We start from the raw sequence: 26,378 nt of genomic DNA, 5'->3' as shown, positions 1-26,378 counted from the left end.
GGGTCACGGCGTGCTCGGCCAACCGTGCGGGGCTCGGGCCAGCACCGGGTCGAGCTTGCCGACGATGGTCGCCACGACGGCCCGACGCTGCGGTACCAGGTAGAAGTGGTCGCCGGGAAAGGTGCGTACGTCGAGCTTGCCGGTGGTCGTCCGGGCCCACCCGTGGGCCTGGTCCGCGCTCAGTTCGGGATCGTCGCCGCCCCGAAGCACCGCGACCGGGCAGCTCAGTGCCGCGGCGGGCGTCGGCCGGTAGGTTTCGATGAGGCGGTAGTCGTTACGGACGTAACGCAGCACGGCCCGGCGCAGCTCCGAGTCGGCGAGCACGACGTCGTCCGTGCCACCGAGACGGCCGAGCTCGGCGCAGAGGCCGTCGTCGTCGCGCAGGTGTACGTCTCCGCCGGTGACATCGCCAGGGGCGGGCCGGCCGGAGACGAACAGCCAGTCCGGCTCCGGAACCCCGTACCGCCGCAGCCGCTGCACCGTCTCGTACGCCACCGCCGAGCCCATGCTGTGCCCGAACACCAGGTACGGCCGGTCGATGATGCGTGCGATCGCGGCGGCGACCTGGGCGGTCAACTCGTCCATGTCGTCGACGAGCGGGTCGGCGAACCGGTCCTCCCGGCCCGGATACTGCACGCTCACCAGCTCCACCGACGGCGGCAGCAGGACGTCCCAGGCCCGGAAGGTGCCGGCGCCACCACCGGCATGGGGGAAGCAGAGGAGCCGCACCGCCGCGGCCGGGCGGTGCTGGTAGCGCCGCAGCCAGGGACCGAGCGTCGTGCCGCTCACCACGCGACCGGCATCGCTTCGATGCCGAAGGTGGCGGCGTCGTGTTTGAACTCCAGTTCCTCGAAGGTGTCGGCCAGTCGAAGGGTGGGGAGCCGCCGGATCAGGGTTCCGAGCGCGATCTCGAGCTCCAGGCGGGCCAGGTTCTGACCGATGCACTGGTGGATGCCGTAGCCGAAGGCGACGTGGTGGCGGTTCGGGCGTTCGATGTCGAACCGGTGCGGCTCGGCGAAGACCTCGGGATCGTGGTTGGCCGCCGCGAGCAGGGCGATGATCCCGTCGCCGGCTCCGATCGGTGTCCCGTCGACGTCGATGTCCTCGGTTGCGACCCGCAGTGGGATCGAGTCCGCCACCGACAGCAGGCGCAGCAGTTCCTCGACGGCGGCGGGCATCAGTTCGGGGCGGGCCCGCAGCTTCGCCAGGTTATCGGGGTGTCGCAGCAGTTGTAGCGTGCCGAGCGCGATCATGCTGGTGGTCGTTTCGCGACCGGCGACGATGGTGATGCCGATCGTGGAGAGCAGTTCGTGGCGGGTCACCACACCGGTGTTCAGATGGTTGACGACCAGTTTGGACAGCAGGTCGTCGCCGGGCTCCCGCTCGCGCGCGCTGATCAGCTCGTCCAGCATTCTGAACATGCTTCCGAGGGCGGCGGTGACCTCTTCGGCGCTGCTGTTGCGGCCGCCGGAGATCCGGGTGACGTCGCGGAAGAACTCAAGATCGTCGGTCGGGGCGCCGAAGAGGCCGAGCACGGTGGTCGTCGATACGGCGTTGGCGAACACGGAGACGAGATCGACCGGCGGGCCGGCGGCGATCATGGCGTCGATCAGGTTGTCGACGGTGTGCTGGATGGCGGGACGCATGTCGCGGATCCGCTTGACGGTGAACTCCGCCTGCAGCATGCGTCGGTAGCGGGTGTGTTCCGGCGGGTCCGTACGGATGAACGGTCGGGACTTCGCGCCGGCCTCCTGCTCCCCGACGCCCATCGCCGGAAAGTTCGGGTGCCTGATGTCGGCACTTGCCCTGGGGTCGGACAGCAGCGCCCGTACGTCGGCGTACCGGGTGACGATCCACGGCTGCTTGCCGGTGGGTAGGGTCACCCGCGACACCGGCTCGGTGGCGCGCAACCCGGTGTAGCGGTCGGGCGGGCCGAACGGGCACTCCCGTGGCACCGGGAAGGCCGGCGGCGTGTCGGTCATCGGTGTTCTCCTTCTTCCTGCTCGGTGCGGGCCGCGGGCACCAGAACCCCGATCGGTGGGCCTTCGGTGGGCGACTGCGGCACGTCGCGCAGTTCCATTCGCGCCTCGGCGGCAATCTGCGCAAGGGTCACGGTGTGCCAGTGGTACTGGTCGGTGACGTCGCGGATCTGTGTGTCGCCGCGCGACACCCGCCATGTCGTGTGCAGTCGCATCCGATCGGCACCGTCGGGTTCGCCGGAGAACCACCACTCGTAGCTCTGGCGGCCGAGGTCGGCTCGGGCAAGTCGCGTCGGCGCAAGGATCACCGGCCGGTCGATGGCCATCAGTTCGACGACGATGCGGCCGTTCGGGGCGAGCCGCTCCGCGAGCCGGCGCCACAGCCGTACCCGGTCCTCCGTCGCCAGGTGACCGGCGACGCCGCAGACGACAGCGGCGGCGATGACGTCTGGAAGTTCGATCTCGGGGGCGGCTTCGGCCGACACGGTGACCCGCCGGCGCAGATCGGGGTCGCGGTAGATCCGGCTGGTCAGCACGGCCCGCATCCCGGTGGCCGGCTCGTAGGCAAGGATCTCCAGGTCGGGGTGGGCGCGCGCGATCGCCTCGGTCACCAGTCCGGTGCCGGCGCCGATCTCGACCACCGGTCCGACGGCGGCGTCGATGCCGGACAGTGCCGCGACGACCGCGGGTGCGCTTCCTTCGGCGACGTGTGGCGCGGCGGCGAGGTCGAAGAACTCCGCGGTCGGTGAGTAGGGTTCGGTGCTGACCGTGCCGGCTGGTGCCCGCACCGCCTGATCGGAGCTGTCCGCGAGGTCGGCGATGGTGATGGTCTCCGGGGCGGCGGGACGGACCACTTCGGGTGGGCCGAGCCGGGCGGCCAGGTCGGACCAGATCCGGCATGCGGTGATGTCGAACTGGGCGGTGCGCAGCGGGTCGTCGCCCCGATGGATCGCGGCGGCGAACTCGCGCAGCGCCCGCCGGACCGCCTGTGGCCAGAGCCGGTCGAAGATGTCCTGCTGGGTGCAGGCCGCCGTGCCGGGTAGCAGCGCGGTGCTCGGCCGGCCCAGACGGTCGCCGGCGAACACCAGCCGGTGGTCGGCGTCCCGGCCGACATGCAGCGTCGGAGTCCACAGCACCGGGCCGTGGGTGTCGGCGAGGGTCAGCGTCCCGGCCTCGGTGCCGACGCTGATCCGGTGCCACAGCAGGGCATGGTTGTCCCGGTCGGCCGGGTCGAGTTGGTGGTGCACGCGCAGGGTCAGTGGCACCCCGGCGAGCTGCCCGGTGACCGCGCGCAGCGGTCCGCCGGTGACGGCATCGTCGATCCGCCAGGGTCGCAGGCCGCCGAGCGCCCGGCCGAGAATGTCGACGAACGGGTAGAGCACGTGTACCGGGGTGGCCGCGTCGACGAACACCGGTCGTTGCCGGGCCCGCAGCCGGGCGGCGGCGGCGATGAACCGGGCTACCGGCTCGACGTGCCGGTAGTGGGCGTTGACCTGGTATTGCACGTTATGGCGGCGAGCCGTTTGGAGGCTGGCGACGAGTTCGTTGTGGTGCACCGGGTGCTCCTGCAGCACGTGCACCCCGCGGGCGAGCAGCGCCTGGGACAGGTCCGTGCCGACACCACCGGAGATGGTGGAGCCGACCGCGACACAGGCGACGTCGATGTCGTCGCCGACGCTGTCGAGGCTGTCGTGGTGGGCGACGCCGTACTGCCGCGCGAGCGTACGGGAGGCCTGCCCGCCGCGACTGAGGATGCCGGTCAGCACCAGGTCGGGAGCCAGGTCCGCGACCGCCTGCACGTAGAACCGACCGAAGTTGGTGCCGCAGACCAGCACCCGTAGCGGTGTGGTCACAGGCTTCCTTCCTCGGTGTCGGCGTCGTGCCCGCCCGACACGACCCGCAGCAGGCTCGGCTCGCCGGATGCGTGCAGTGCCGCGACGACCGCGCCCGGGTCGAGCACGTCGGCGGTGTAGTGCACGCCGCTGGGGACGTCACCGGCCTGCACGGCGACGGCGGCCAGGGCGCCGACCAGCCCGGTGAGCCGATAGCTGCTCGGCACCCGCAGTACGGCGGTACGTTCCGCCGGCACACCGTCCCGGACGCCCCGCATGGTGAAGACCATCTGGTAGTACGGGCTGCGGCCGGCGAGATCGAGATCGGCTGCGCGGATCATCCGCCGGGCGAGATCGGCCCGGTCGGCGTTCTCGCGGGCGGCGACGGGCAGGGCGGCCAGCAGGTTGCGGACCTGCGGGCCCGGGTAGACGTTGAACCAGTCGACGTCGTGCAGGCGCAGTGACTGCGCCAGCCGGCGGGTCTCCGCGCTGAGGAACGGTTGCAGGGCCACCGGTCCGGTGAACATCGGTGCGTCGGCGTCCTCGAGGGGACGCAGGATGCGCGACCGGGCTGCGCCGGCCCGCCAGGCGGCGTTCGCCTCACCGTATGCCTGGCCGCCGGCACCGCCGGTCTGCAGGGAGAGCATCATGTCGACGGCGACGACCGGGGAGCAGTGTTCGACACCGCCGACCCAGGCGGTGAGGGCGTCGGCCTTGTCGAACTCTTCGGTGGCGAGCCAGCGCGGCAGGATGCTGGACAGGCCGGGAAGGGTGCCGGCCGACAGCAGCACGGTCCGGTCGGTTCCGGCAAGGCCCCGGGCGGCCAGTGCCTCCTGGACCGGGTCGTCGCCGGCGACGTCGACGCAGTGCGCCCCGGCGGTCAGGGCCGCGGCTGCGACGGTCTCCTTCAGTTCGTACGTCGGCCCGGCACAGTTGACCACTAGCGTGCACCCGGCACAGAACGTGGCGAGGGCGACCGGGTCCCGCACGTCCACCTCGACGGTGGTGGCACCGGGCAGGTCGGCGGCGAGCCGGTGCAGGGGCTCGCGGCGGCGGGCGCCGAGCCGCAGCGGTCCGGCGCCGAGCCGGTGCAGGTGCGCGGTGGCGGCGGCGCCGACCGATCCGGTGGCGCCCAGGATCCCGATCATCGGGTCACCGCGCCGTCGGTGATCTCGCTGAGCAGCTTGACGATGCCTGGGGCGTGTGCCACGTCGATGCAACTGAAGTGGTCGCCGGGTACGTCGACGATGCGTAGGTCGCCGAGGCAGAGTTCAGCCCAGTGCTGGGTGACCGCGTCGCGGCTGCCGGGGAACGGGTACGCGCCGCTGTGCCGCAGGAAGGTGATGTCGCCGGCGTACGGTTCGGGGTCGTACCGGGTGATGGCGAACACGCTCTGCCGGAAGGTGCGGAACAGCCGCATCATGTGTTCGGGTTCGTACATGCCGGCCGAGGCGGGTACGGCGGCGCACATGCGGGCGATCCGCTGCTCGCGGGGTGTCGCGGCGAGTGCCCGGAAGGCGGCGGCGACGTCGGCGTGCTCGCCGGTGAGGTCGGCGAAGCCGCCGTCACGCATCACGCCGGGGCTTCCGGCCAAGACCGCGTCGGCGGCCCGTGCGACGACCAGTTCGTCGGCCGGGAAGCCGATGTCGGCCGGGGCGATGCCCATCATGACGGCGAACGAGTACTCCGACAGCAGTTCGTCGTCGAGCCGGAACCGGGGGCTGTGGCTGCTGATGGCGGTGAGGGTGGCGACGTTCGCTCCCGCTTCGGCCAGGCCGCGGGCGACCTCGGTGGCGATCAGCCCGCCGAGGCAGTAGCCGACGAGGTGCAGCTCCCGCGCGTCGAGGTCGAGGATGGACCGTACGTAGTCGCTGGCGATGCGTTCGATCAGCCCGCCCGGTTCGGCGTCGAGGTAGGTGCGCAGGTGCGGCACCTCCAGCCCGACGACGGTGCCGGTGCCGGCGGAGCGGCGCCGCAGTTCGGTGATCACCGCCCGGTAGGGCATGACCGTGCCGGTTCCGGCGTGTACCAGGACGGTGACCGGGTCGCTGCCGGAGCCGTGCAGACGGACGAGTGGTGAGGTGCGCTGCGGGGTGTCCGAAGCATCGTCGGAGGTGTCGGAGGCGGTGACGCTACGCAGGTAGCCGGCGAGCGCCGCGATGGTGGGTTGGCGCAGCATGTGCCGCAGCACCACCTCCCATTCGAGGGCGACGACGTCGGGGACGCGTTCGCGCAGCAGGCCGACGAGGCGGGCGACCAGCAGGGAGTCGCCGCCGAGGGCGAAGAAGTCGTCGTGGCGGCCGACGTACTCGCGGTCGAGCAGTTCCGCCCAGAGTGCGGCGAGCTGCCGTTCCAGGGCGTCGACCGGCTCCGCGGCGACCGCGGCGGTCTGCTGCCCGCTGTCGGTGGTGGGCAGCCAGCCGCGGAGCCGGTTGCGGTCGATCTTGCCGTTGCTGGTCAGTGGTAGTGCGTCGACGAGTTGCCAGACGCCGGGCACCATGTATTCGGGCAGCCGGGTGGCGGTGTGCCGGGCCAGGCCGGCGGCGGTCAGTGGGGTGCGGGTGGTCTTGACCCGGGCCAGGAAGAGCTGCTGGCCGGTGGGGTGCAGCGGCTCGCCAGTTTCGGGCAGGCTGGTGACGAGGTCGGCGCCGGCCTGCGCGAGCAGCGCCCGCCACTGCGGCTCGGTGAGGAACGACTGGCCGTTGTCGGCGCGGACGTCGGTGAACGGGCCCGCCGTGGCTTCCAGGAACTCCATCGAGACGAGCAGGGCGGGGTCGGCGTCGCGGGTCTGTTCCATGACGACCAGCCAGCCGCCGGGGGCGAGCAGCGCGGTCAGACGGTCGAGCGCCGCCGCGGCATCCTGCGCGGTGTGCAGGTGGTTGGGGCAGATGACCACGTCGGCGCTGTTGGGCGGTAGCCCCTGCGCTCGCGGGTCGGCCCGCAGGTCGAAGCGGGCGTAGCGGATCCAGGGATGGTGGGCGAACTGCTCGCGGGCCTCGTGGAGGAAGAACGTCGACGGGTCGGTGAACAGGTAGTCGGGGGCGTACTCCGCCAGAGCGGGGGCGAGGACGCTGGTGGTACCGGCCACGCCCCCGCCGACCTCGAGGATGCGCAGCGGCTGGTCGTCGACATGCTGTTCGGCTATCCGCCGCAGGGCGACGACGACGGCCTGGTGCAGGTGGGCGACGGCGAGGTTGTCCCGGTAGGCGGCGGCCATCGCGTCGGCCCGGGCGCCGGGGAAGAGCAGGGCACGGATGTCGACGGTGCCGGCGACGAGGGCGGGCAGCCGCTCGGTGCAGACGCGGACCGCGTCGATGAGGTCGGTGCTGTAGTCGACGCGACGCTCGGCTTCGGCGAGTCGCTGCCACGCCCGGTCGAGGGCGTCGGAGGTGGGGGCGCGGAGATCCGTGTGGCGCCCGTCGTCGTCGTGGGTCAGACGTCCGGCGTCGACCAGTGCGGCGAGCCAGCGCCGCACGATGGGCCGGGTCGTCGGGGTGGCGGAAAGAGCGGTACAGGCGTCCTCGACGCTGTGCCGGGCGCCGGCGGTGGCGATGCCGGCGTCGCGCAGGGTGCCGGCCATCGCGGTGAGCCCGACGTCGGACAGCGCGGCCTGGAAAGCGGCCAGCGCGTCCGGATCCACGCCGGCCTGGGCGGCGCGGGAGACGGCGGCCGCGGCGGTGCGGATCTGGTCGGCTCCGGTGGCGGCGGCCGGGTCTGGGGCGCCGGTGGTCGGTTCGACGAAGGCGGCGAGCCGCTTGCCGGCCGGGTGGTCGGTGTCGACGAGCACGGTGGCGTGGGCAACGCCGGGATGGGCCTGGATCGCGGCCTCGACCTCGGCGAGTTCGATCCGGTATCCGCGGATCTTGACCTGGTCGTCCTCGCGTCCGAGGAACTCGATCGTTCCGTCCGGCCAGTACCGCCCCAGGTCGCCGGTGCGGTAGAGACGTTCGCCGCTGTCCGGGTGGGTGAGGAAACGTTCGGCGGTTCGCTGCGGGTCGTGGTAGTAGCCGAGGGCCACTCCCGCTCCGCCGATGTAGAGTTCGCCGGCGGTCCATTCGGGCCGGTCGCGCAGGTGTCCGTCGAGGACGTGGAACGTCTGGTTGGTCAGCGGTAGCCCGTACGGGATGCTGGGCCGGTCGTGGTCGACCTCGTCGATGGGATGCCAGATGGACCAGATCGACCCTTCCGTGGCGCCGCCGAGGCTGACCACCCGCAGCCCGGGTACGGCGGCGCGGATCGCGTCGGGCAGGTTCACCGGGATCCAGTCGCCGGAGAGCATGGCCAGTCGCAGCGACGGCAGCCGCAGGCCCGGGACGGCCCGCAGGTAGTCGTGCAGCATCTGCAGCTGGCCGGGCACCGAGTTCCAGATGGTCACGTCATGGCGGTCGACGAGGTCGGCCCAGTGTGACGGGTCGCCGCGGCGGTCGGCGTCGGGCAGCACGAGCCGGCCTCCGGCGGCCAGCGGGCCGAAGATGTCGTACACGGACAGGTCGAAGCCGAGGCTGGCGAGGCCGAGAACGGTGTCGTCGGGACCGACGGCGAAGCGGCGGTTGATGTCGTCGATGGTGTTGCGCGCCGCCCGATGGCTGATCATGACGCCCTTGGGTACGCCGGTGGACCCGGACGTGTAGATCACGTAGGCGAGGTCGTCGGGGCCGGAGGTCGTCGAGCCGGGCACGGGAACGCTGTCCGGTTCGATGTCGTCGACGGCGAGGTGGGTGACGGTGTCCGGCCACTGCGCGGCGTCGGCCAGCCAGGACTGGGTGAGCGCGGTGCGCACGCCCGCGTCGGTGAGGATCGCGTTGCGGCGGGCGGCCGGCTGGGTGGTGTCCACCGGCAGGTAGGCGCCGCCGGCGAGCAGGGTGCCGAGAACGGCGACAATCTGTTCCCAGCCCTTGTCCATGAGCACCGCGACCGGTTCGGTGGGACGCAGGCCGGCGGTGGTGAGCCGGCCGGCGACGGCGGTGGCGCGGTCCAGCAGTTCGCGGTAGGTCAGCTCGCGTTCCCCGGTGACGACCGAGATGCGGTCCGGGGTGCGACGGGCCTGTGCGACGACCTCGTCGTGCAGCAGGCCGTCGGGCACCGGCCCGGCGGTGGCGTTGCCCCGGTGGCGCCGCTCGACCTGGCCGGCCGGCAACCGGACCGGCCCGGCCTCCCGCCATGGCCCGTCCTGTTCCGCGAGGCGAATGACCAGGTCGGCCCAGGCGGCGAAGGCGTCGTCGACGAGGCCGGCGGGCAGCACCCCGTCGCGGACGTCCCAGGACAGGGCGAGACTGTCACCGCGGGGCATGACCTGGCAGTCGATCCAGACCTGGGGGGTCTGGCTGATGGCGTAACCGACGGCGCCGCGATCGGGTGCCGGGGCGGGGGTGTCGAGGGTACTGGTGAAGACGACCGGCAGCAGGGGCCGGCTGCCGGTGCGCCTGCCGAGTTCGGCCAGTATCTCGCTGCCGGTGAAGAGGCTGTGCGACAGGTCCTCCAGCAGTTGCCCGCTGAGGTCGGCGGTGAGCTGGGCGAACGGCCGCGGTTCGGTGAGGTCGACGGCGAGCGGTTCGACGACGGTGAAGTCGCCGATGACGGCGTCGACTCCGGGGTGCAGCGGCAGCCGCTGGAAGGCGGGGATGTTGAGGGTGAACCGTGGGCTGCGGCTCCACCGGCCGATCACCTCGGCGTACGCGGTGAGCAGCGTGGCGGAGGCGGTGACCTGGTGGCGGGCGGCGCGTTCCCGCAGTCCGGTCCAGGTTCGCGGGGTCAGTAGCCGTTCCAGACGTCGGAAGCGGACCGGGCCGGTCTCGGGACGGTGGTCGGTGACCGGCAGGTCGGGTGCGGGTGGCAGATCGTCGAGGCGGCGCAGCCAGTACTGCCGGTCACGGTCGTAGGCCGGGGTCTCGGTGACCCGGCGGCGGCCGATGAGGTAGTCGCGGTAGGTGACCTCCAGCGGGTCAAGGGTGGTCTCCGGGTCGGCGTACAGCCGGTCGAACTCGGTGACCAGCAGTTGCACGCTGGCGTAGTCGACGATGAGCAGGTCCAGGGACAGATGCAGCACCGCGCGGCCGTCGGCGCGGGTCAGGTGCAGGGCGAACAGCGGCCAGCGGTCGGTCTGGGCCACCCGGTGGGACAGCCGCTCGCGTAGGTCGCGCAGATGTGTGTCGACGGTGGCGGCGTCACGGCCGCGCAGGTCGGTGACGTCGATGCGGTACGGGGGCGGGTCGGCGAGCACGACCTGGTATCCGTCGGGGTGGACGACGGCGCGCAGCATGTCGTGCCGGGCGACGAGGCGGTCCCAGGTCTGCTGAACCCGCTGCGGGTCGAGGTCCGGGTAGTCGTATTCGACGTAGGCGTGGCAGGCGACGCCGCCGTACTCGTAGTGCGGGCCGCGTCCGACGAGGTACGCGGCCTGCAGGTCGGACAGCGGGAAGGGTTCGTGTCGCCCGGCCGGGTCGGGGGTGATGTGTACCTGGTCGGAGCGCCGCAGGTGGTCGCGGATCGCGTCGCGGTGTTGGCGTACGGCCGCCCGTCGCTGTTCGGTGAACGTTCCCTTCGGGGCGCGGAAGCGCAGGTCGTCCCCTTCCAGCCACAGGGTCACGCCTTCGGCGTTCAGTTCGGAGATCAGTTCGTCGACGTCCATCGGGCTCCGCTTCGTCGTCGCTACGGCGTCAGGCTGCGGCCACTCTACGACTTGTTGAAAATGGAATTCAACTGCGATAGACCTATCTAAGCACAGACGTGATCGACGGACCAGAAGGGAATCCGGCATGACCCCAGACCGCGAGGAAGCCCCCGACAGTCCCCAGTGGACCGGATGGCCGGACGACGACGCCCGTCGTTACCGCGACGCCGGCTTCTGGGCCGGCGCCACCTTCGGTGACCTGCTGCGGGACTGGGCCGTCCGGCACGGCGAACGCACCGCACTGGTCGACGGTGACCGCAGGTGGACCTACCGGCAGCTCGACCATGCCGCCGACCGGATCGCCGGCGGCCTGCACCGGCTCGGGCTGCGCCGTGGCGACCGCGTCATCGTTCAACTGCCCAACCGGGCCGAGTTCGTCGAGACCTGGTTCGGCCTGCAACGCCTCGGCGCCGTACCCGTGCACGCCATGCCCGGCCACCGCCGGGCCGAGATCGTCCACCTGGCGGCCCTCTCCGGCGCGGCCGGATACGTGGTCGCCGACCGGCACACCGGGTTCGACTACCGCCGGCTGGCCCACGAGGTCCTCGACGCACGCCGCACCGCCGACGAACCGCTGCGCCACGTCGTCGTGGTCGGCGATCCCGTGGACTCCGGATTCACCCGCTACGCCGAGCTGCCAACCGATCCCGACGGCGACCACGTCGACGCCGGCCCTTCGCCCGGCGACCTCGCGCTGCTGCTGCTGTCGGGTGGTACCACCGGCATGCCGAAGCTGATCCCGCGCACCCACGACGACTACGCCTACAACGCCCGCGTCGGCGGCGAGGTGTGCGGGCTCGGACCCGACGATGTCTACCTGGCCGTGCTGCCGATCGCGTTCAACTTCACGCTCGCGTGTCCGGGCGTGCTCGGTACCCTGATGGCCGGCGGTACCGTCGTCGTGGCGCCCAACCCGAGCCCGGCCACCGCGTTCCGGCTGATCCAACGGGAGCGGGTCACCTTCACCGCCCTGAACCCGCCGCTGGTTCCCTACTGGTTCAGCGAGTACGCCGACAGCCGACCCGACCTGTCGAGCCTGCGCTTCGTGCAGGTCGGCAGCGCACGCCTCGCCGACGACCTCGCCCGCCGGTTCACCCCGACCCTCGGCGTGCGGCTTCAGCAGGTGTACGGCATGGCCGAGGGGCTGATCAACTACACCCGGCTCGATGACCCGGACGACCTGGTCTGCACCACCCAGGGCCGCCCCGGCTCCCCCGCCGACGAGGTCCGCGTCGTCGATCCCGGCGACGGCCGGCCGGTGGCGGCCGGCGAGCCCGGCGAGCTGCTCACCCGCGGCCCGTACACGTTGCGGGGCTATTACCGCGGTGACGCGGCGGCCGCCGCCTCCTTCACCGCGGACGGGTTCTACCGCACCGGCGACCTGGTGCGCCAACTGCCGTCCGGCCACCTCAACGTCGTCGGCCGGGTCAAGGATCAGATCAACCGCGGCGGGGAGAAGATCGCCGCGACCGAGGTGGAGGGTCACCTGCTCGCCCACCCGGCGGTCCGCCAGGCGGCACTGGTCGGGGTGCCCGACGAACAGTGGGGCGAGGCCCCGGTCGCGGTGCTGGTCTGTACGCAGCCGCGCCCCGCCGCCGCCGAGCTGGTCGCATTCCTGCGCGGACGCGGACTGGCCACGTACAAGCTGCCGGACCGGGTGGAGTACGTCGACGCCATGCCGCTGACCGCCGTCGGCAAGATAGACAAGAAGGCGCTGGCGGCTCGGCTGGCACCGGCGGCGGTCACCACCGGTCCGGATGCATGAACGCCACCGGGACCTGCGGCGTCCGGCCGCAGATCAGGTCAGACACCACCTCGCCGATCCCGGTGGCGTGCTTGAAACCGTGTCCGCTGTCCCCACCGGCGACGACCAGGCGGGGGTCGCCGCCCGGACGGCCGAGCAGGAACTGCCGGTCCGGTGTCATCGGATACATGCACACCGCGGCGCGCGACGGTGCCGCGGCGAGCCCGGGCAGTGCCCGGTCCAGCCGCCGCACCAGCGGGCTCCAGTCGTCCGGGGTGACCCGCCGGTCGTCGCCGTCGGGATCCATCTCGCGCATCAGCCCGCCACGGTCCTCCAGGCCGAGCTTGAGTTCGTCGCCGCCGTGCACGCCGTGGCCCCACAGGCAGGTGCCGTCGTCGAGTTCCCGGATGAACACCGGCACGTCGGCCAGCCCGTACGCGCCGGTCGCCGCTGGGTCGGCGGCCCGGAACCAGGTGATCGGCACCCGCAATACCCGCAGCGGCAGGTCCGGCAGCAGGGTCGGCAGCCACGCCCCGGCCGCGACGACCACTTGCCGCACCCGCAGCACGTCGTCGGCCGTACGCACCAGCGCGCCGCCGGCGACGAGTTCGACCCCGTCGACCCTGGTTCCGCTGTGCACCCTCGCCCCCAGGCGGGCGGCGACCGCCACCGCCGCACGGATCGCCGCCTCCGGCGCGATGAGCCCCGCTCCGGCCTCCCAGACCGCGCCGTGGTGGTCGCAGAGTCCGGCATGCCGCGGCAGCCGGGCACGCACCGTCGCGGCGTCCCAGACCTCCACGTCGAGGCCGTGGCGTGCGGCGGCCGCGATGGTGCCGGCCACCACGTGGCCGTGCCGGGGACCGATCAGCACCCCGCCGGTCGGCTCGAACAGCCGCTCCCCTGCGGCATCGCCCAGTTCCCGCCACAGCTGGCGCGATCGCAGCGCCAACGGCACCAGGTCCGGGTGCTCCAGGCACGCGGTGCGGAACATCCGGGTTCCGCCGTGCGACGACCCGAACCCGTGGCCGGGGGCGAACCGGTCGAGGCCGACGACGTCGACCCCGGCGGCGGCCAGCCGCCACAGGGCCGCCGCGCCGAACGCACCCAGTCCGACGACGGCGACGTCAGCGTCCGGCGAGCGCATGCGTGGTCTCGCCGGTGAAGTGCGGAGCCACCTGTTCGGCGAACAACCGCAGGGCGCGCTCCGCGTCCGGCAGCGGGGTGCATCCGGGATTGACCTGCAGGCACACCGACACGTCGGGGCCGAACCAGTCGGCGATCGCCGTCAACTGGTCGCGGACCTGGGCGGGGTCGCCGGCGAGCACCTTGTTGTCGGCGCACGAACGGTCGAAGTCGTACCCGCGGACCTTGTCCACCAGGTGCTCGTAACCCGGATAGTCGGCGCTGCGGACGGTCGCCCACGAGGCGATCGCGGTGGCCATCTTGTCGATGTAGTTCAGCTCCCACCGGCGGGCCGCGGTCAGCGCGACCGTGGCGTCCTCGGCCAGGTAGCAGGTGTACTTGATCTGCACCCGGCCCGGTCCGCGATGGCCGGCCGCGGCCCGCGCCTCCCGGTAGGCGGCGAGCATCTCCTGCAGGTTCTCGCGACTGGTCACGGTCGGGACCACCTGCAGGTGGTGGCCGGCCCGTCCGGCGTCGGCACAGGACTGGGCGCTGGTCGTGGACGCGACGAAGATCGGCGGGTGCGGCTGCTGGTAGGGCCGGGGCAGCATGGTCACCGGGCCGAAACTGCCCCAGTCACCGGACCAGCTGACGTCCTCCTGCGTCCACAGGAGACGGCAGGCCTCGATGCCCTCGGCGAAGCGGATCCGGCTGGCGCTCATCGGGACGCCGAAGGCCGCGAACTCCTCGGGCAGGAACGCCCGGCCGAACCCGGCGTCGAGGCGCCCGTGCGACAGGTTGTCGAGCATGGCCAGCTTGCCGGCGAGCTTGACGGGGTGGGTGAAGGCGGGCACGACGGCGCCGGTCACCACCCTGATCCGGCTGGTACGTGCCGCGACGGCGGTCAGGAACGTCACCGGGTCCGGGCTGTACCCGCCGTAGGCGGAGAAGTAGTGCTCGACCATCTGGACGTGTTCGTAGCCGAGTTCGTCGGCGAGCACGGCCAGGACGAGGCTCTCGTCGTACCAGTCGCTCGCGCCCTTCTCGGCCGGTCCGAGCACGGGGAAGAACCCCACACCAAATTGCATTCGTTTCCTCCGTGATGAGTTCGGTCGCCGCCGACAAGTGAAAGGCGAATCCTCAGGAAAAGTCAACGGGCAGCACCCCGAAATATCTTCTTGATCACACGCTCTGCGCATTTTCCCAACTTGGAGGATGCGGCATTCGACGCTGCCCGGAAAACAATTACCGAGACACATTGCTCTTTTTGCATCCCGCGCCACCCGTGCTATTTTCCCGCTCACATCACCGCCGCAACAGGAGCCGCGAAACCTATGGAAGATCGTGACTACCGGGTCGCCTTTCCGACACGTGGCAGCATCCTGGGCGCCGCCGAACTGGCCGCCCTGGCCGACCTCGTCAACTCGGAGCAGATGCTCTCCGACGGCAGATGGCGCAGCGCGTTCGAGCACCGCTTCCGGGACCATGTAGGCTCCCGCCATGCACTGTCAGTAACGAGTGGCACGGTCGCACTCGAACTCGCGATCCACCTCGCCGACCTGCGTCCCGGCGACGAGGTGATCGCCACACCGCAGACCTTCTCCGCCACGATCCACCCACTGTTAGACCGTGACGTGCGGGTTCACTTCTGCGACATCGACCCCGCGACCCTCAACATCGACCCTGCACAGGTCGAGGCGACCGTCAGCGACCGCACCGCGGCGATTCTCCTGGTCCACTACGGAGGGTATCCGGCGGAGATGGAGCGGATCGTCGCCGCGGCGCACCGGCACGGCGCGGTGGTGATCGAGGACTGCGCGCACGCCCTCGGTGCGGTGCGGCACGGCCGCCGGCCCGGCGCCCTGGGCGACATCGGCTGTTTCAGTTTCCACAATACGAAGAACCTCACCACGCTCGGCGAAGGCGGAATGCTCACGTTCGACCGGGACGAATGGTACGTGCGACTTGACCGAATACGCTCCAACCAGCCCGACGTGGTCTGTCGGACACCGCAGTCCCCGACTCCCCCACCGACGCCTCTGTTGCCGTGGATGCGGTTCTCCGGGGAGGTGTACGCGTACGACTACGCACAAATCCTCCGGGCCGGCACGAATGCCACCATGTCCGAGGCCGCGGCAGCCGTCGGAATCGTCCAACTTGATCGACTGGCGGAATTGGCCGCCCGGCGTCGGGAGATCGCACGCCGCCTCGACGACTGCCTCGGCCGGTACGGACAGATCAGACTGCATCGGCCACCGGAGGGCGTCACCCACGCCTACCACCTGTACACGTTCTTCGTCGAGGCCGGACAGGCTGCCCGCGAGCACCTGGTGAAGGCACTCGACCGCAGCGGCGTCGAGGTACAGCTGCGCTACTTCCCCCTGCACCTGACCCCGGAGTGGCGGGCCCGGGGCCACCGGCTCGGCGAGTGCCCGCAGGCCGAGCGGCTCTGGTTCGACCAGCAGGTCAACCTGCCGTGCCATCCCGGCATGACCGACGCGCAGGTCGACTACCTGGTCGAGGCGGTCACGGCGGCTCTCGACGAGACGCTGCCGCCGACCGGTCCGACCGGTCTGGACGAGCGCGCCGCCGCCCGCGCCTGACCAGTACCGCACCCCTTCCCGCCTGAACGGAGAACCGATGCCATTCATCGACGTACGAATATTCGAGGAGCGACTCACGCCGGCGGTCGAGCGGGCCCTCGTCGCCCGGCTCACCGATGCCGTGGCCGATGTCCTCGGGTCGGACGTGCGCGCCCAGACCTGGGTGGTGCTCACCGGCGCACCCGCCACCCGCTGGGGTGTCGGCGGGGTGCAGGGAACCCCGCCGTCGCCGACGGCCTCTGACGAAGGCGGGTCCCGGTGACCGTGACCAGGCCCGTCTCCCCCGGCGCAGCTCCACGCAGGCGCAACGCGACCGGGCCGGACCCGGCCACGGTACGCGCCGAGGTGGCCGCCGCACTCGGCGTCGCTGCTGACGAGCTGACCGCCGAGGCCGACCTGTTCGGTCTCGGTCTCGACTCGCTGGCCCTCATCCGCCTGGTGTCCCGGTGGCGCCAGGCGGGGCACCAGGTCACGTTCGAGCAGCTCGCCGACGAGCCGACGATCTCCGGATGGCTGGCCGTCCTGACCGCCACCACGTCGACGGAGCCGCCCGCCACAGACGCGATTCCCGCACCGGCCGCCGGACCGGTCGGCCAGGTTGACCCGGCGGCGCCGTTCGAACTGGCCACGATGCAGTACGCATACTGGGTCGGCCGGCAGGACGGTCAGCCGTTCGGCGGGGTCGCCGCCCACTTCTACGTCGAGTTCGACGGTTACGGCGTCGAACCCGGCCGGCTGCGGACGGCGATGGCGCTGCTGACCGCGCGGCACGGGATGCTGCGTGCCCGCTTCGACGCCGAGGGCCGGCAGCGCATCGGTGGTGGTGGTCCCGCTCTGGTCGTGCACGACCTGCGTGACGCCGGGCCGGCCGGGTCGGCGCAGCGGCTGGCGGCGCTGCGCGAGCACTACACGCACCGACGGATGGACGTCGAACACGGCGAGGTCCTCACCGTCGCGCTCAGCCTGCTGCCCGACGGCGCCACCCGGCTGCACGTCGACCTGGACATGCTGGCCGCCGACGCGCTCAGCATGCGGATTCTGCTGAACGACCTGCGCCGGCTGTACGAGGAACCGGCCGCCGCACTGCCGCCGGTCACCTCGAGCTTTCCCGAGTACCTCGTGGCGCACCGGCAGGCGGGTGCGGCGGCCCACGAGCGGGCCCGCGAATGGTGGCAGCAGCGGCTGGACAGCCTGCCCGGCGGCCCCCGGCTGCCGCTGCGTCCCGACGCCGGCCGGGCCGGACAGCCCGCCCGCAGCGTACGGCTGCACCACTGGCTGGACCCGCAGCGCAAACGCGCCTTGCTGGAGCGGGCCGCGGGTCACGGCGTGACGTCCGCGTCGGCGCTGGCAACCGCCTTCGCCGAGGTGCTCGGCGCGTTCAGCGACGACCGCCGGTTCCTGCTCAACCTGCCCCTGTTCGCCCGCGAACCGCTGGTGTCCGACGTGGATCTGCTGGTCGGCGACTTCTCCAGCTCGGTTCTGCTCGACGTGGACACCGCCGCGATCGTGCCGTTCGTGGAGCGGGCACGGCGGGTGCAGGCGGGGCTGCGCTCGGCGATCGACCATGGCGCGTACGCCGGCGTGGAGGTGTTGCGGGACCTGTCCCGACGGGCCGGCGAGGCGGTGCTCGCCCCCGTCGTCTACACCAGCGCCCTCGGGCTCGGCGAGATCTACGACGCGGCCCTGCAGGAGACCTTCGGCGCCCCGTCGTGGATCATCTCGCAGGGGCCGCAGGTATGGCTGGACGCGCAGGTCACCGAACTCGACCAGGGCCTGCTGCTCAACTGGGACGTACGCCTCGACGTGCTGGTCGACGGGGTGGCGCAGGCGGCGTTCGCGGCGTACCGGGACCTGGTCGAGGCCCTGGTCGACGGTGACGACGCGTGGCGGCGACCGGTCGGCGCGCTGCTACCCGCCGCCCAGATCGCCGAGCGGGAACGGGTCAACGCCACCGCGGTCGTCCGGCCGCCACGTTGCCTGCACGACGGGTTCTTCCAGCACGCGGCGACCGAACCGCGACGGATCGCCCTGGTCGACGGCGCCCGAACGGTCGGCTACGGCGAACTTGCCGGCCGCGCCATGCGGGTACATGCCCTGCTGGCCGCCCACGGGGTACGGCCCGGTGACCCGGTGGTCGTGACGCTGCCCAAGGGCGCCGACCAGATCGCGGCGGTGCTCGGGATCCTCGCCGCCGGCGCCTGCTACGTGCCGGTCTCTATCGACCAGCCGCCACGGCGCCGAACCCACCTGCACTCCCTCGCCGGTGCCCGGGTGGCGCTGACCGACACGGCGCACCGCGACGTCGTGACGGCCGCCGGGGGCGTCCGCCCGCTGACGGTGACCGACGCCGACGCTCTGGCGCCGCGCGACCCGCTTACGCCGGCCCCGGACTCGCTGGCGTACGTGCTGTTCACCTCGGGGTCGACCGGTGATCCCAAGGGCGTGGAGATGACGCACGCGGCGGCGATGAACACGGTCGCGGCGTTGAACGCCCGGTTCGACGTCGGGCCGGCCGACCGGGTGCTGGCCCTGTCCGCGCTGGAGTTCGACCTGTCGGTGTACGACACGTTCGGCCTGCTCACCGCCGGTGGCGCGCTGGTGCTCGTCGACGAGGAGCGCCGCCGCGACGCGGCGGCCTGGTGGCAACTGGTCACCACCCACCGGGTGACCGTCTGGAACACGGTGCCGGCGCTGCTGGACATGCTGCTCGTCGCCGGGCACCAGACGGCCGGGGAAACGCCGGCACCTGCTTTGCGGGTGGTCCTGCTCGGCGGCGACTGGGTCGGTGTGGACCTGCCCGCCCGGCTGCGGGCGCTCGCCCCGGCGTGCAGGTTCGTCGCCCTCGGCGGAATGACCGAGGCCGCGATCCACTCCACGGTGTTCGAGGTGGACCGGGCGGATCCGACGTGGCCGTCGATGCCGTGGGGTGTGCCGCTGGACAACGTCGCCTGCCGGGTCGTCGACACCGACGGGCGGGACCGGCCCGACTGGGTCACCGGCGAACTGTGGATGGGCGGCGCCGGTCTCGCCGACGGCTATCGCGGCGATCCGCAGCGCACCGCCGAACGGTTCGTGACGGTCGAGGGCCGTCGTTGGTACCGCAGCGGCGACCTGGCCCGGTACTGGCCCGACGGCACCCTGGAGTTCCTGGGACGCGCCGACCACCAGGTGAAGGTACGCGGACACCGGATCGAGCCGGGTGAGATCGAGGCCGCGCTGACCTCGCATCCGGCGGTGGAGCAGGCCGTCGTCGTGGTGGCGGGCACCGGTCCCGGCCGCCACCTTGCCGCCGCGGTGACCGTGGCGACCGGCACGGCTGACCGGTGGCCACCGGCCGACCTGGACGACTGGCTCGCCGAGCGGCTGCCGGCACACATGCGTTGCGAGACCGTGCTGGTGTGGCCGTCGCTGCCGCTTACCGGCAACGGCAAAGTGGACCGCACAGCGGTCCGGAAAGCCCTCACCCGGGAGGCGGAACAACGGCGCACGGGCCGCGAGTTGGCCGAGCCACCACGCGGTGAGGTGGAGGAACTCGTCGCGGCGATCTGGGCCGAGTTGCTCGGTGTGTCGCCGGTGGGCCGCGACGACTCGTTCTTCGCCCTCGGCGGTGACTCGCTGCTCGCCACAGGGCTGCTGGTGCGGCTGCGGGCCGCGGGCGTGACCGGGGCCCGACTGGCGACTCTGTTCGCCAGCCCACGCCTTGCCGACTTCGCCGCCGACCTGCGGCTGGGCGCGGAGTCCGCCGCACAGGTGGTGGCCGCGGACCCGACGCACCGGCACGACCCGTTCCCGCCGACGGACGTACAGCGCGCCTATTTCCTGGGCCGGGACGACCGGCTGCCGCTGGGCGGGGTCGGCACCTGGCAGTACACCGAGTTCGACGGTGCGGACGTGGATCTGGACCGGATGCGGGCCGCGTGCCAGCGGCTGGTCGAGCGGCACGAGATGTTGCGCGCGGTGTTCGACGCCGACGGCAACCAGCGCATCCTCGCCGAGGTACCCCGGCTGGAGATCGACCTGGTCGACGTCGGTGACGCAGATCCGCAGGCGGCCTTGGCCGTGTTGCGGGCCGAGCGGTCGCACCGTCTGGTGGACCTGTCCCGGTGGCCGTTGTTCGATCTCGCCGCGGTCCGCTATCGCCGGGCCGGTCAGATCAGGACCCGGCTGGCGGTCGGGTTGGACTACATCATCTTCGACGCCTTGTCGATCATGACGTTGTACACCGAACTCGACCTGATCTACCGCCTGCCGGACGCCGAACTGCCGCCGATCGACGTGTCGTTTCGCGACTACCTGCTGCAGGTCGAACCGGATCCACAGATCGTGGAACGGGACCAGCGGTACTGGACCGAACGGCTGGCCGGGCTGCCGCCCGCACCGCAACTGCCGACCACCCGGCACCCCGCCGACGTCACGCGGCCCCGGTTCGGCCGCCGGCAGCACCTTGTGCCCGCCCGGCAGTGGACGGCGATCCGGGACCGCGCCCGCACATACGGGCTCACCCCGTCGACGGTGCTGCTCGCCGCGTACGCGGAGGTGCTCGGCGCCTGGAGTTCTCAGCGTGATCTGACGGTCACCCTGACCCTGTTCAACCGGCGCGACGTCCACCCGCACGTCTACCGGGTCCTCGGCGACTTCACCACCTTGTCGCTGGCCGACTACCGGCCGGCGCCGGGTGGAACGTTCCTCGCCGACGTGACCGCCCTGCACCGGCGGATGGGCGCGGACCTGGACCACCGGGAGGTAAGCCCGTCGTGGTTGTTGCGCCAACTGGCCCGCACCACCGGCAACATGGACGCGATGCCGGTGGTCTTCACCAGTGCCATCGGGGTCGGCGACGGCGTGTCGATGGACCGGTCCGACGCTTTCCCGCAGCCGGTCTGGGGCATCTCGCAGTCGCCGCAGGTGTGCCTGGACAACCAGGTGCTGGAGTCCCGGTCGGGGCTGCTGGTCACATGGGACTTCGTCGACGAGTTGTTCCTGCCCGGTGTGCTGGAGGCGATGTTCGCCGCGTACCTGGAGTTGCTCGACCGGCTCGCGGAGTCGGCGTGGGACCTGCCGCTGCCGCCGCTGCTGCCGGCCGGCCAGCGGGCGGTGCGGGATCGGGTCAACTCGACCGTGGCGCCGATCCCCCGGCGCCCGCTGCACGACGCGTTCTTCGCCGGCGCCGCCCGCGCGCCCGCGCGTACCGCACTGATCTGGCACGGCCCGGACGGGCCGGCGGCGATGACGCACGGCGAGGTACGCGACCGGGCGCTGCGGGTGGCGGGCGCTCTGGTCGGGCAGGGGGTGCGTCCGGGCGACGCGGTGGCCGTCACCCTGCCCAAGGGACCGGACCAGGTGGTGGCCGTACTCGGGGTGCTGGCCGCGGGTGCGGCGTACGTTCCGGTCGGAGTGGAGCAGCCGCGCCAGCGCCGGCACCGGATCTACCGCGAAGCGGGTGCGGTCGCGGTCCTCGCCCGCCCCGGCGGTGATGCCGGCGGACTGCCGCTGCTGGACCCGGCCACCGCGACGACCGCGACGCCGCTGGCGGAGCCGGTGCCGGTCGACCCCGACGAGACGGCGTACGTGATCTTCACTTCGGGCTCGACCGGGACCCCGAAGGGCGTCGAGGTCAGCCACGACGCGGCGGCCAACACCTGCGCGGACGTGACCGCCCGGTTCGGTGTCGGCCCCACCGACCGGGTGCTGGCGCTGTCCGCGCTGGACTTCGACCTGTCGGTGTACGACATCTTCGGGGTGCTGGGCGCCGGCGGTGCGCTGGTGCTTCCCGGCGAGGACGAGCGCCGCGACGCGCCCCGCTGGCTCCGCCTGGTCGACCAGCACGGCGTGACGTTGTGGAACACGGTGCCGACGCTGCTGGACATGCTGCTGGTGGCGGCCGAGCCGGGGCCGCTGCCGACAGGTCTGCGGCTGGCGCTGGTCTCCGGCGACTGGGTCGGGCTGGATCTTCCCGGCCGCCTGCGGGCCGCCACGGCGTGGCGGGAGGGTGGGCCGTGCCGGCTGGTGGCGCTCGGCGGCGCGACCGAGGCTGCCATCTGGTCGAACGCGCTGGAGGTCGCCGAGGTACCGGCGCACTGGCGTTCGGTGCCGTACGGATTCCCGCTGGCGAACCAGGCGTACCGGGTCGTCGACGGGGCCGGCCGGGACCGGCCGGACTGGGTGCCGGGCGAGTTGTGGATCGGCGGGCGCGGGGTGGCGCGCGGCTACCGCGGCGACGTGGGCCGTACCGCCGCGAAGTTCGTCACCGACGCCACCGGCCGCTGGTACCGCACCGGGGACATCGGCCGGTACTGGCCGGACGGCACCCTGGAGTTCCTGGGCCGTGCCGACCACCAGGTGAAGATCGGCGGGCACCGGCTGGAACTCGGCGAGATCGAGGCGGCGTTCGAGGCGTACCCGCCGGTCGGACGGGCGGTGGTCGTCGCCATCGGCGAGCGCCACGCCCGCCGGCTGCACGCGTTCGTGGAGGCGGACGCCGCCGCGCCGGACGATGTCGTGGCCGCTCTGCGGCCGTTCCTCGCCGAGCGGTTGCCGGCGTACGCCGTACCGGCGCGCATCGGTGTGGTCGACGCGCTGCCGCTGACCGCCAACGGCAAGGTCGACCGGGCCGCGTTGCAGGCCCGGGTGGCACAGGCGGACGACGCGACGCAGGGCAGTCCTCCGGTGGGCGAGGTCGAGTCCGCGGTGGCCGCGCTCTGGCAGGAGTTGCTGGGCGCCGCGGTGACGAGCCGGGAGGCGAACTTCTTCGCTCTGGGCGGTGACAGCGTCACCGCGCTGCGGCTGATCGCCATGTTGCGGCAACGGTTCGGCGTGGAGGTGCCGATCCGGCGGTTCCTGACCGCGGCGACGGTGGCCGACCTGGCGGCCGAGATGGAAAGTGCCGGCACCGACCTTAATGAAAACGAGTACGATTTCGGATTGCTATGACAGACACCGACGCACCCCGGCCCCTGACAACGATCCTGGGCCCGATCCGAGGACAGCTCGCTGCCGCGATCGTGCTGCAGACCGCGGCCAGCGCCGCCGGCATCGGCATGCTCGTCGCGATGGCGGAGATCGGCAAACGACTGCTCGACCCCGCCGCCGACGGCACGGTGTGGGCCGTGGCGCTCGCCGGCGCCGGCGCCGCGCTGGCGAGCGTGTTGCTGGCCGCCGCCGCCAACGTGGTGACCCACCTGGCCGACACCGCGCTGCAGCTACGGCTGCGCCGTGGCCTCGCCGACCGGCTGGGAAGGGTGCCGCTGTCCTGGTACGGCGGACGCGGATCGGGCCAGGTGAAGAAAGTCGTCCACGACGACGTGCAGGCTATGCACTACCTGGTGGCACACACCGTGCTCGACGTGACCTCCGTCGTCGTCGCCCCGGTGGCGGCCCTGACGTACCTGGCCACGGTCGACTGGCGGCTGGCGCTGGTCTGCACACTGCCGCTGGCCGCCGGCGCGGCCCTGTTCCGGCACGCGATGGCCGGAGCGGGTCCGAAGATGGCCGCGTACGGCCGCGCCGCCAGGGAGATCAACAGTGCGGCGGTGGAGTTCGTCGACGGCATCGCCGTGCTCAAGACGTTCGGTCGGGCCGGCGCGGCACACCGACGATTTCGTGAGGCGGCCGACGCGTTCAGTGACTTCTTCGCCCGGTGGGCGGCCGGCACCACGGCGGTCACCACCACCTCGCAGCTGGTCGTCACCGCCCCGGTGGTTCTGCTGGTGGTTCTCGCGAGCGGCCTGCCCGCCGCCGTCGCGGGCTGGATCCCGCCCTCGGCGCTGGTGGCGTTCATTCTCCTCGCCCCCGCCGTGGCCGCACCGGTCGCCGGCATCGGCACCCGCGTCCAGGCGCTGCGCACCGGACTGACCGCCGCCGGCGACGTCGCGGCACTGCTGGACGAGCCGGCCGACTCCCGCCGCATTGAACCGGTGCAACCGGTGGGAACCACCGTACGGCTCGACGACGTCGGGTTCTCCTACGACGGAACCTCCCGCGTGCTGGAAGGCGTGAACCTGGAACTCGCCCCCGGCACGGTGACGGCCCTGGTCGGGCCGTCCGGAGCCGGCAAGACCACGGTGGCACGGCTGATCGCCGGGCTCCACGAGCCCACCACCGGCACCGTCACCGTCGGTGGGGCCGACATCGGTGACCTCGACCCCGCGCTGCTGCACCGCACCGTCGGCTTCGTCCTGCAGGAGGTGATCCTCCTGCGCACCAGCATCGCCGACAACATCGCCCTGGCCAGGCCGCACGCGACCCGAGCCGAGATCGAGGCCGCCGCCCGGGCGGCGCAGATACACGACCGGATAGCGGCCCAGCCCGGCGGCTACGACGCCGTCGTCGGTGTCGACGTGTCGCTGTCCGGCGGCGAGGCGCAGCGGCTGTCCATCGCCCGGGCGCTGCTGGCCGACGCGCCCGTCATGGTCCTCGACGAGGCGACCGCGTACGCCGACCCGCACGCCGAGGCGCAGATCCAGCGGGCCCTGTCCGCCCTCGCGGCCGGCCGCACCCTGCTCGTGATCGCACACCGGCTGGCCAGCGTCCGCACCGCCGACCAGATCGTCGTACTCGACCACGGGCGGGTCGTCGAGCGGGGGCGCCACGACGACCTGCTCGCCGCCGACGGCCGGTATGCACGCATGTGGCGGGCCCAGGAAACCATCACCCCGGTCGCGGCCGGCGGCAAGAAGGAGGCGCCGTGATCAGGAGTCTGGCCACGGCGCTGGGCCCCGCGTCCGCCGCCCCGCTGCGCCGGCTGCTCGCCCTCCTGGCCGCCGCCGCGGCCGCCCAGGGGACCGCGTACGCCCTGCTGGTGCCTCTGATCCAGAACCTGCTCGGCGACCGGCCGGCGGCGGCGCTGCCCTGGCTGGCCTGGTTCGCCGCCGCGACCGCCGGCTATGCGGCACTGACCTGGTGGGCGCAGAATCTCGCCTTCGGCCTCGGACAGGACGTGGCCCGGGTGCTGCACGACCGGCTCGGCGAGAAGGTCATCGGGTTGCCGCTGGGATGGTTCACCCCGGCACGTACCGGCGAGCTCAGCCGGCTGGCCAGCCAGAGCGTCCTGCAACTGATGAACGTTCCGGCGCATCTGCTGCGGCCGGTCGTCACCGCCACGGTGACCCCGTTGGTGGTCGCGTCGGTCCTGCTCGTCGTGGAGCCGCGGCTCGGCGCGGCCGTCGCCGTCGCCGCACCGCTGCTGGCGCTCACCCTGTGGTGGAGCAACCGGGCGGTGGCAAGCGCCGACGCCGCGCGGCACCACGTCATGGACGACGCGGCGGCCCGGATCGTCGAGTTCGCGAAGTCCCAGCCGCTGCTGCGGGCGTACGGCAGGACGGCACGGGAACACCGCCTCCTCGACGACGCCCTGACGGCGCAGGGGCGGGCGGACCGCGCCCTGCTGCACCGCGTGGTTCCCGGACTGGTGGCGTTCGGCTTCGCGGTCCGGGCGCTGCTCGGGACGGTCCTGCTGCTCGGGGTCCACCTGGCGCTCGGCGGCGACCTCGATGCGGCGACGCTGGTCGCCGTGCTGGTCCTGGCCGTACGGTTCACCGAGCCGCTGGCCACCGCGGCCGAACTCGGTGCCTCGCTGCGCATGGCCGCCGGCAACCTGGCCGGGGTCAACCGGGTGCTGGACGCCGCGACGCTGCCCGAGCCGGTCCGGCCCCAAAGGCCGGAGACCACGGAGGTCGTCTTCGACGATGTGCGGTTCGGCTACGACGACCGCCCGGTGCTGCGCGGGGTCGGTTTCACCCTTCCCGAGAAGAGCATGACCGCCCTGGTCGGCCCGTCCGGTGCGGGCAAGACCACCGTGGCCCGCCTGCTCGCCCGGTTCTGGGATGTCCAGGCCGGTGCGGTCCGCATCGGCGGTGTCGACGTGCGTGACATCGCCGGCGCGGACCTGTCCGCCCGCGTCTCGTTCGTGTTCCAGGACGTGTACCTGTTCGACGGCACCCTGGCCGACAACATCCGCCTCGGCCGGCCCGACGCCACCGACGACGAGGTCCGGGAGGCCGCCGGCCGGGCCGGCCTCGACGACGTCCTCGCCGCGCTACCCGCCGGCCTGCGCACGCCGGTGGGTGAGGGCGGCACCGCCCTGTCCGGCGGCCAGCGGCAGCGGGTGTCGATCGCCCGGGCGCTGCTCAAGCGGGCTCCCATCGTCGTACTCGACGAGGCGACGGCGTCGCTCGATCCGGAGGCCGACGCGGCGGTACAGACGGCGGTGGCGGCCCTGGCCCGCCGGGCGACGCTGCTGGTGATCGCGCACCGCCTGCAGACCGTACGGGCCGCGGATCAGATCCTGGTGCTTTCCGACGGGCGCATCAGCGAGCGGGGAACCCACGCCGACCTCGCCGACGGCGCCGGGCTCTACGCGTCGTTCTGGCGGGAGCGGGCCGAGGCCGAGGGCTGGCGGCTGGTGGGAGGCTAATCCCCGGTGCCGCGCCC

At 72.4% G+C, this 26,378-nt stretch carries 13 protein-coding genes; 6 read left to right on the top strand and 7 right to left on the bottom strand.

What is annotated here, in order from left to right; genetic code table 11:
- Positions 1 to 3 precede the first annotated feature (3 nt).
- From QCD66_RS15680 to QCD66_RS15660, 5 genes are read right to left on the bottom strand one after another with little or no spacing between them, the layout of a single operon-like run.
- Positions 4 to 789 carry a thioesterase II family protein gene (locus QCD66_RS15680; protein WP_375734363.1) on the bottom strand — a complete coding sequence of 262 codons (786 nt, stop codon included), beginning with the start codon at positions 787 to 789 and terminating at the stop codon, positions 4 to 6.
- Positions 786 to 1,982 (bottom strand): cytochrome P450, encoded by a 1,197-nt coding sequence (locus QCD66_RS15675; protein WP_364218954.1) that lies wholly within the window; start codon positions 1,980 to 1,982, stop codon positions 786 to 788. Before QCD66_RS15675 ends, QCD66_RS15680 begins: the two co-directional genes overlap by 4 nt.
- Entirely contained in the window at positions 1,979 to 3,832 is a 1,854-nt protein-coding gene (locus QCD66_RS15670; protein ID WP_375734364.1) for a Gfo/Idh/MocA family oxidoreductase, read from the bottom strand. Before QCD66_RS15670 ends, QCD66_RS15675 begins: the two co-directional genes overlap by 4 nt.
- Entirely contained in the window at positions 3,829 to 4,959 is a 1,131-nt protein-coding gene (locus QCD66_RS15665) for a saccharopine dehydrogenase NADP-binding domain-containing protein (RefSeq protein ID WP_375734365.1), read from the bottom strand. The genes QCD66_RS15670 and QCD66_RS15665 overlap by 4 nt, the downstream gene beginning before the upstream one ends.
- On the bottom strand, positions 4,956 to 10,439 hold the full coding sequence (locus QCD66_RS15660) for an amino acid adenylation domain-containing protein (RefSeq protein WP_375734366.1): 5,484 nt from the start codon (positions 10,437 to 10,439) through the stop codon (positions 4,956 to 4,958). Before QCD66_RS15660 ends, QCD66_RS15665 begins: the two co-directional genes overlap by 4 nt.
- A 127-nt stretch (positions 10,440 to 10,566) precedes the next feature.
- Here QCD66_RS15660 and QCD66_RS15655 point away from each other — a divergent pair, with 127 nt between their 5' ends.
- Positions 10,567 to 12,246 (top strand): (2,3-dihydroxybenzoyl)adenylate synthase, encoded by a 1,680-nt coding sequence (locus tag QCD66_RS15655; protein ID WP_375734367.1) that lies wholly within the window; start codon positions 10,567 to 10,569, stop codon positions 12,244 to 12,246.
- Here the strand turns inward: QCD66_RS15655 and solA are convergent.
- On the bottom strand, positions 12,224 to 13,369 hold the full coding sequence (gene solA, locus QCD66_RS15650; RefSeq protein ID WP_364218969.1) for an N-methyl-L-tryptophan oxidase: 1,146 nt from the start codon (positions 13,367 to 13,369) through the stop codon (positions 12,224 to 12,226). The genes QCD66_RS15655 and solA overlap by 23 nt on opposite strands.
- On the bottom strand, positions 13,350 to 14,435 hold the full coding sequence (locus QCD66_RS15645; RefSeq protein WP_375734368.1) for an LLM class flavin-dependent oxidoreductase: 1,086 nt from the start codon (positions 14,433 to 14,435) through the stop codon (positions 13,350 to 13,352). Before QCD66_RS15645 ends, solA begins: the two co-directional genes overlap by 20 nt.
- Positions 14,436 to 14,681: 246 nt before the next feature.
- On the opposite strand from QCD66_RS15645, the gene QCD66_RS15640 reads away from it, so the two are divergent.
- Genes QCD66_RS15640 through QCD66_RS15620 form a run of 5 tightly spaced genes read left to right on the top strand, consistent with a single transcriptional unit; the run spans position 14,682 to position 26,361 of the window.
- Positions 14,682 to 15,950, top strand: coding sequence for a DegT/DnrJ/EryC1/StrS family aminotransferase (locus tag QCD66_RS15640; RefSeq protein WP_375734369.1), 1,269 nt, complete (start codon positions 14,682 to 14,684; stop codon positions 15,948 to 15,950).
- 37 nt (positions 15,951 to 15,987) lie between these two features.
- The gene (locus QCD66_RS15635; RefSeq protein WP_364218977.1) at positions 15,988 to 16,212 is read left to right on the top strand and encodes a 4-oxalocrotonate tautomerase family protein; all 225 of its coding nucleotides are present in this window, start codon (positions 15,988 to 15,990) and stop codon (positions 16,210 to 16,212) included.
- Positions 16,209 to 22,880, top strand: coding sequence for an amino acid adenylation domain-containing protein (locus tag QCD66_RS15630; RefSeq protein ID WP_375734370.1), 6,672 nt, complete (start codon positions 16,209 to 16,211; stop codon positions 22,878 to 22,880). The genes QCD66_RS15635 and QCD66_RS15630 overlap by 4 nt, the downstream gene beginning before the upstream one ends.
- Positions 22,877 to 24,637 carry an ABC transporter ATP-binding protein gene (locus QCD66_RS15625; RefSeq protein WP_375734371.1) on the top strand — a complete coding sequence of 587 codons (1,761 nt, stop codon included), beginning with the start codon at positions 22,877 to 22,879 and terminating at the stop codon, positions 24,635 to 24,637. Before QCD66_RS15630 ends, QCD66_RS15625 begins: the two co-directional genes overlap by 4 nt.
- A complete protein-coding gene (locus QCD66_RS15620) occupies positions 24,634 to 26,361 on the top strand; it encodes an ABC transporter ATP-binding protein (RefSeq protein ID WP_364218986.1) in 1,728 nt (575 codons plus the stop codon). The genes QCD66_RS15625 and QCD66_RS15620 overlap by 4 nt, the downstream gene beginning before the upstream one ends.
- Positions 26,362 to 26,378: the final 17 nt, after the last annotated feature.

It is taken from the genome of Polymorphospora sp. A560 (assembly GCF_045781765.1).
In the GTDB taxonomy this organism is placed as follows: Bacteria; Actinomycetota; Actinomycetes; order Mycobacteriales; family Micromonosporaceae; genus Polymorphospora; species Polymorphospora lycopeni.
Note: the sequence above shows the minus strand (reverse complement) of the source record. Positions and strands in the feature narration are given on the sequence as shown.

Excerpts from the sequence above, each read along its gene's own strand:
- QCD66_RS15675 (WP_364218954.1), bottom strand. The coding sequence starts at position 1,982 with ATGACCGACACGCCGCCGGCCTTCCCGGTGCCACGGGAGTGCCCGTTC.
- QCD66_RS15665 (WP_375734365.1), bottom strand. The coding sequence starts at position 4,959 with ATGATCGGGATCCTGGGCGCCACCGGATCGGTCGGCGCCGCCGCCACC.
- QCD66_RS15660 (WP_375734366.1), bottom strand. The coding sequence starts at position 10,439 with ATGGACGTCGACGAACTGATCTCCGAACTGAACGCCGAAGGCGTGACC.
- QCD66_RS15655 (WP_375734367.1), top strand. The coding sequence starts at position 10,567 with ATGACCCCAGACCGCGAGGAAGCCCCCGACAGTCCCCAGTGGACCGGA.
- solA (WP_364218969.1), bottom strand. The coding sequence starts at position 13,369 with ATGCGCTCGCCGGACGCTGACGTCGCCGTCGTCGGACTGGGTGCGTTC.
- QCD66_RS15645 (WP_375734368.1), bottom strand. The coding sequence starts at position 14,435 with ATGCAATTTGGTGTGGGGTTCTTCCCCGTGCTCGGACCGGCCGAGAAG.
- QCD66_RS15640 (WP_375734369.1), top strand. The coding sequence starts at position 14,682 with ATGGAAGATCGTGACTACCGGGTCGCCTTTCCGACACGTGGCAGCATC.
- QCD66_RS15635 (WP_364218977.1), top strand. The coding sequence starts at position 15,988 with ATGCCATTCATCGACGTACGAATATTCGAGGAGCGACTCACGCCGGCG.
- QCD66_RS15625 (WP_375734371.1), top strand. The coding sequence starts at position 22,877 with ATGACAGACACCGACGCACCCCGGCCCCTGACAACGATCCTGGGCCCG.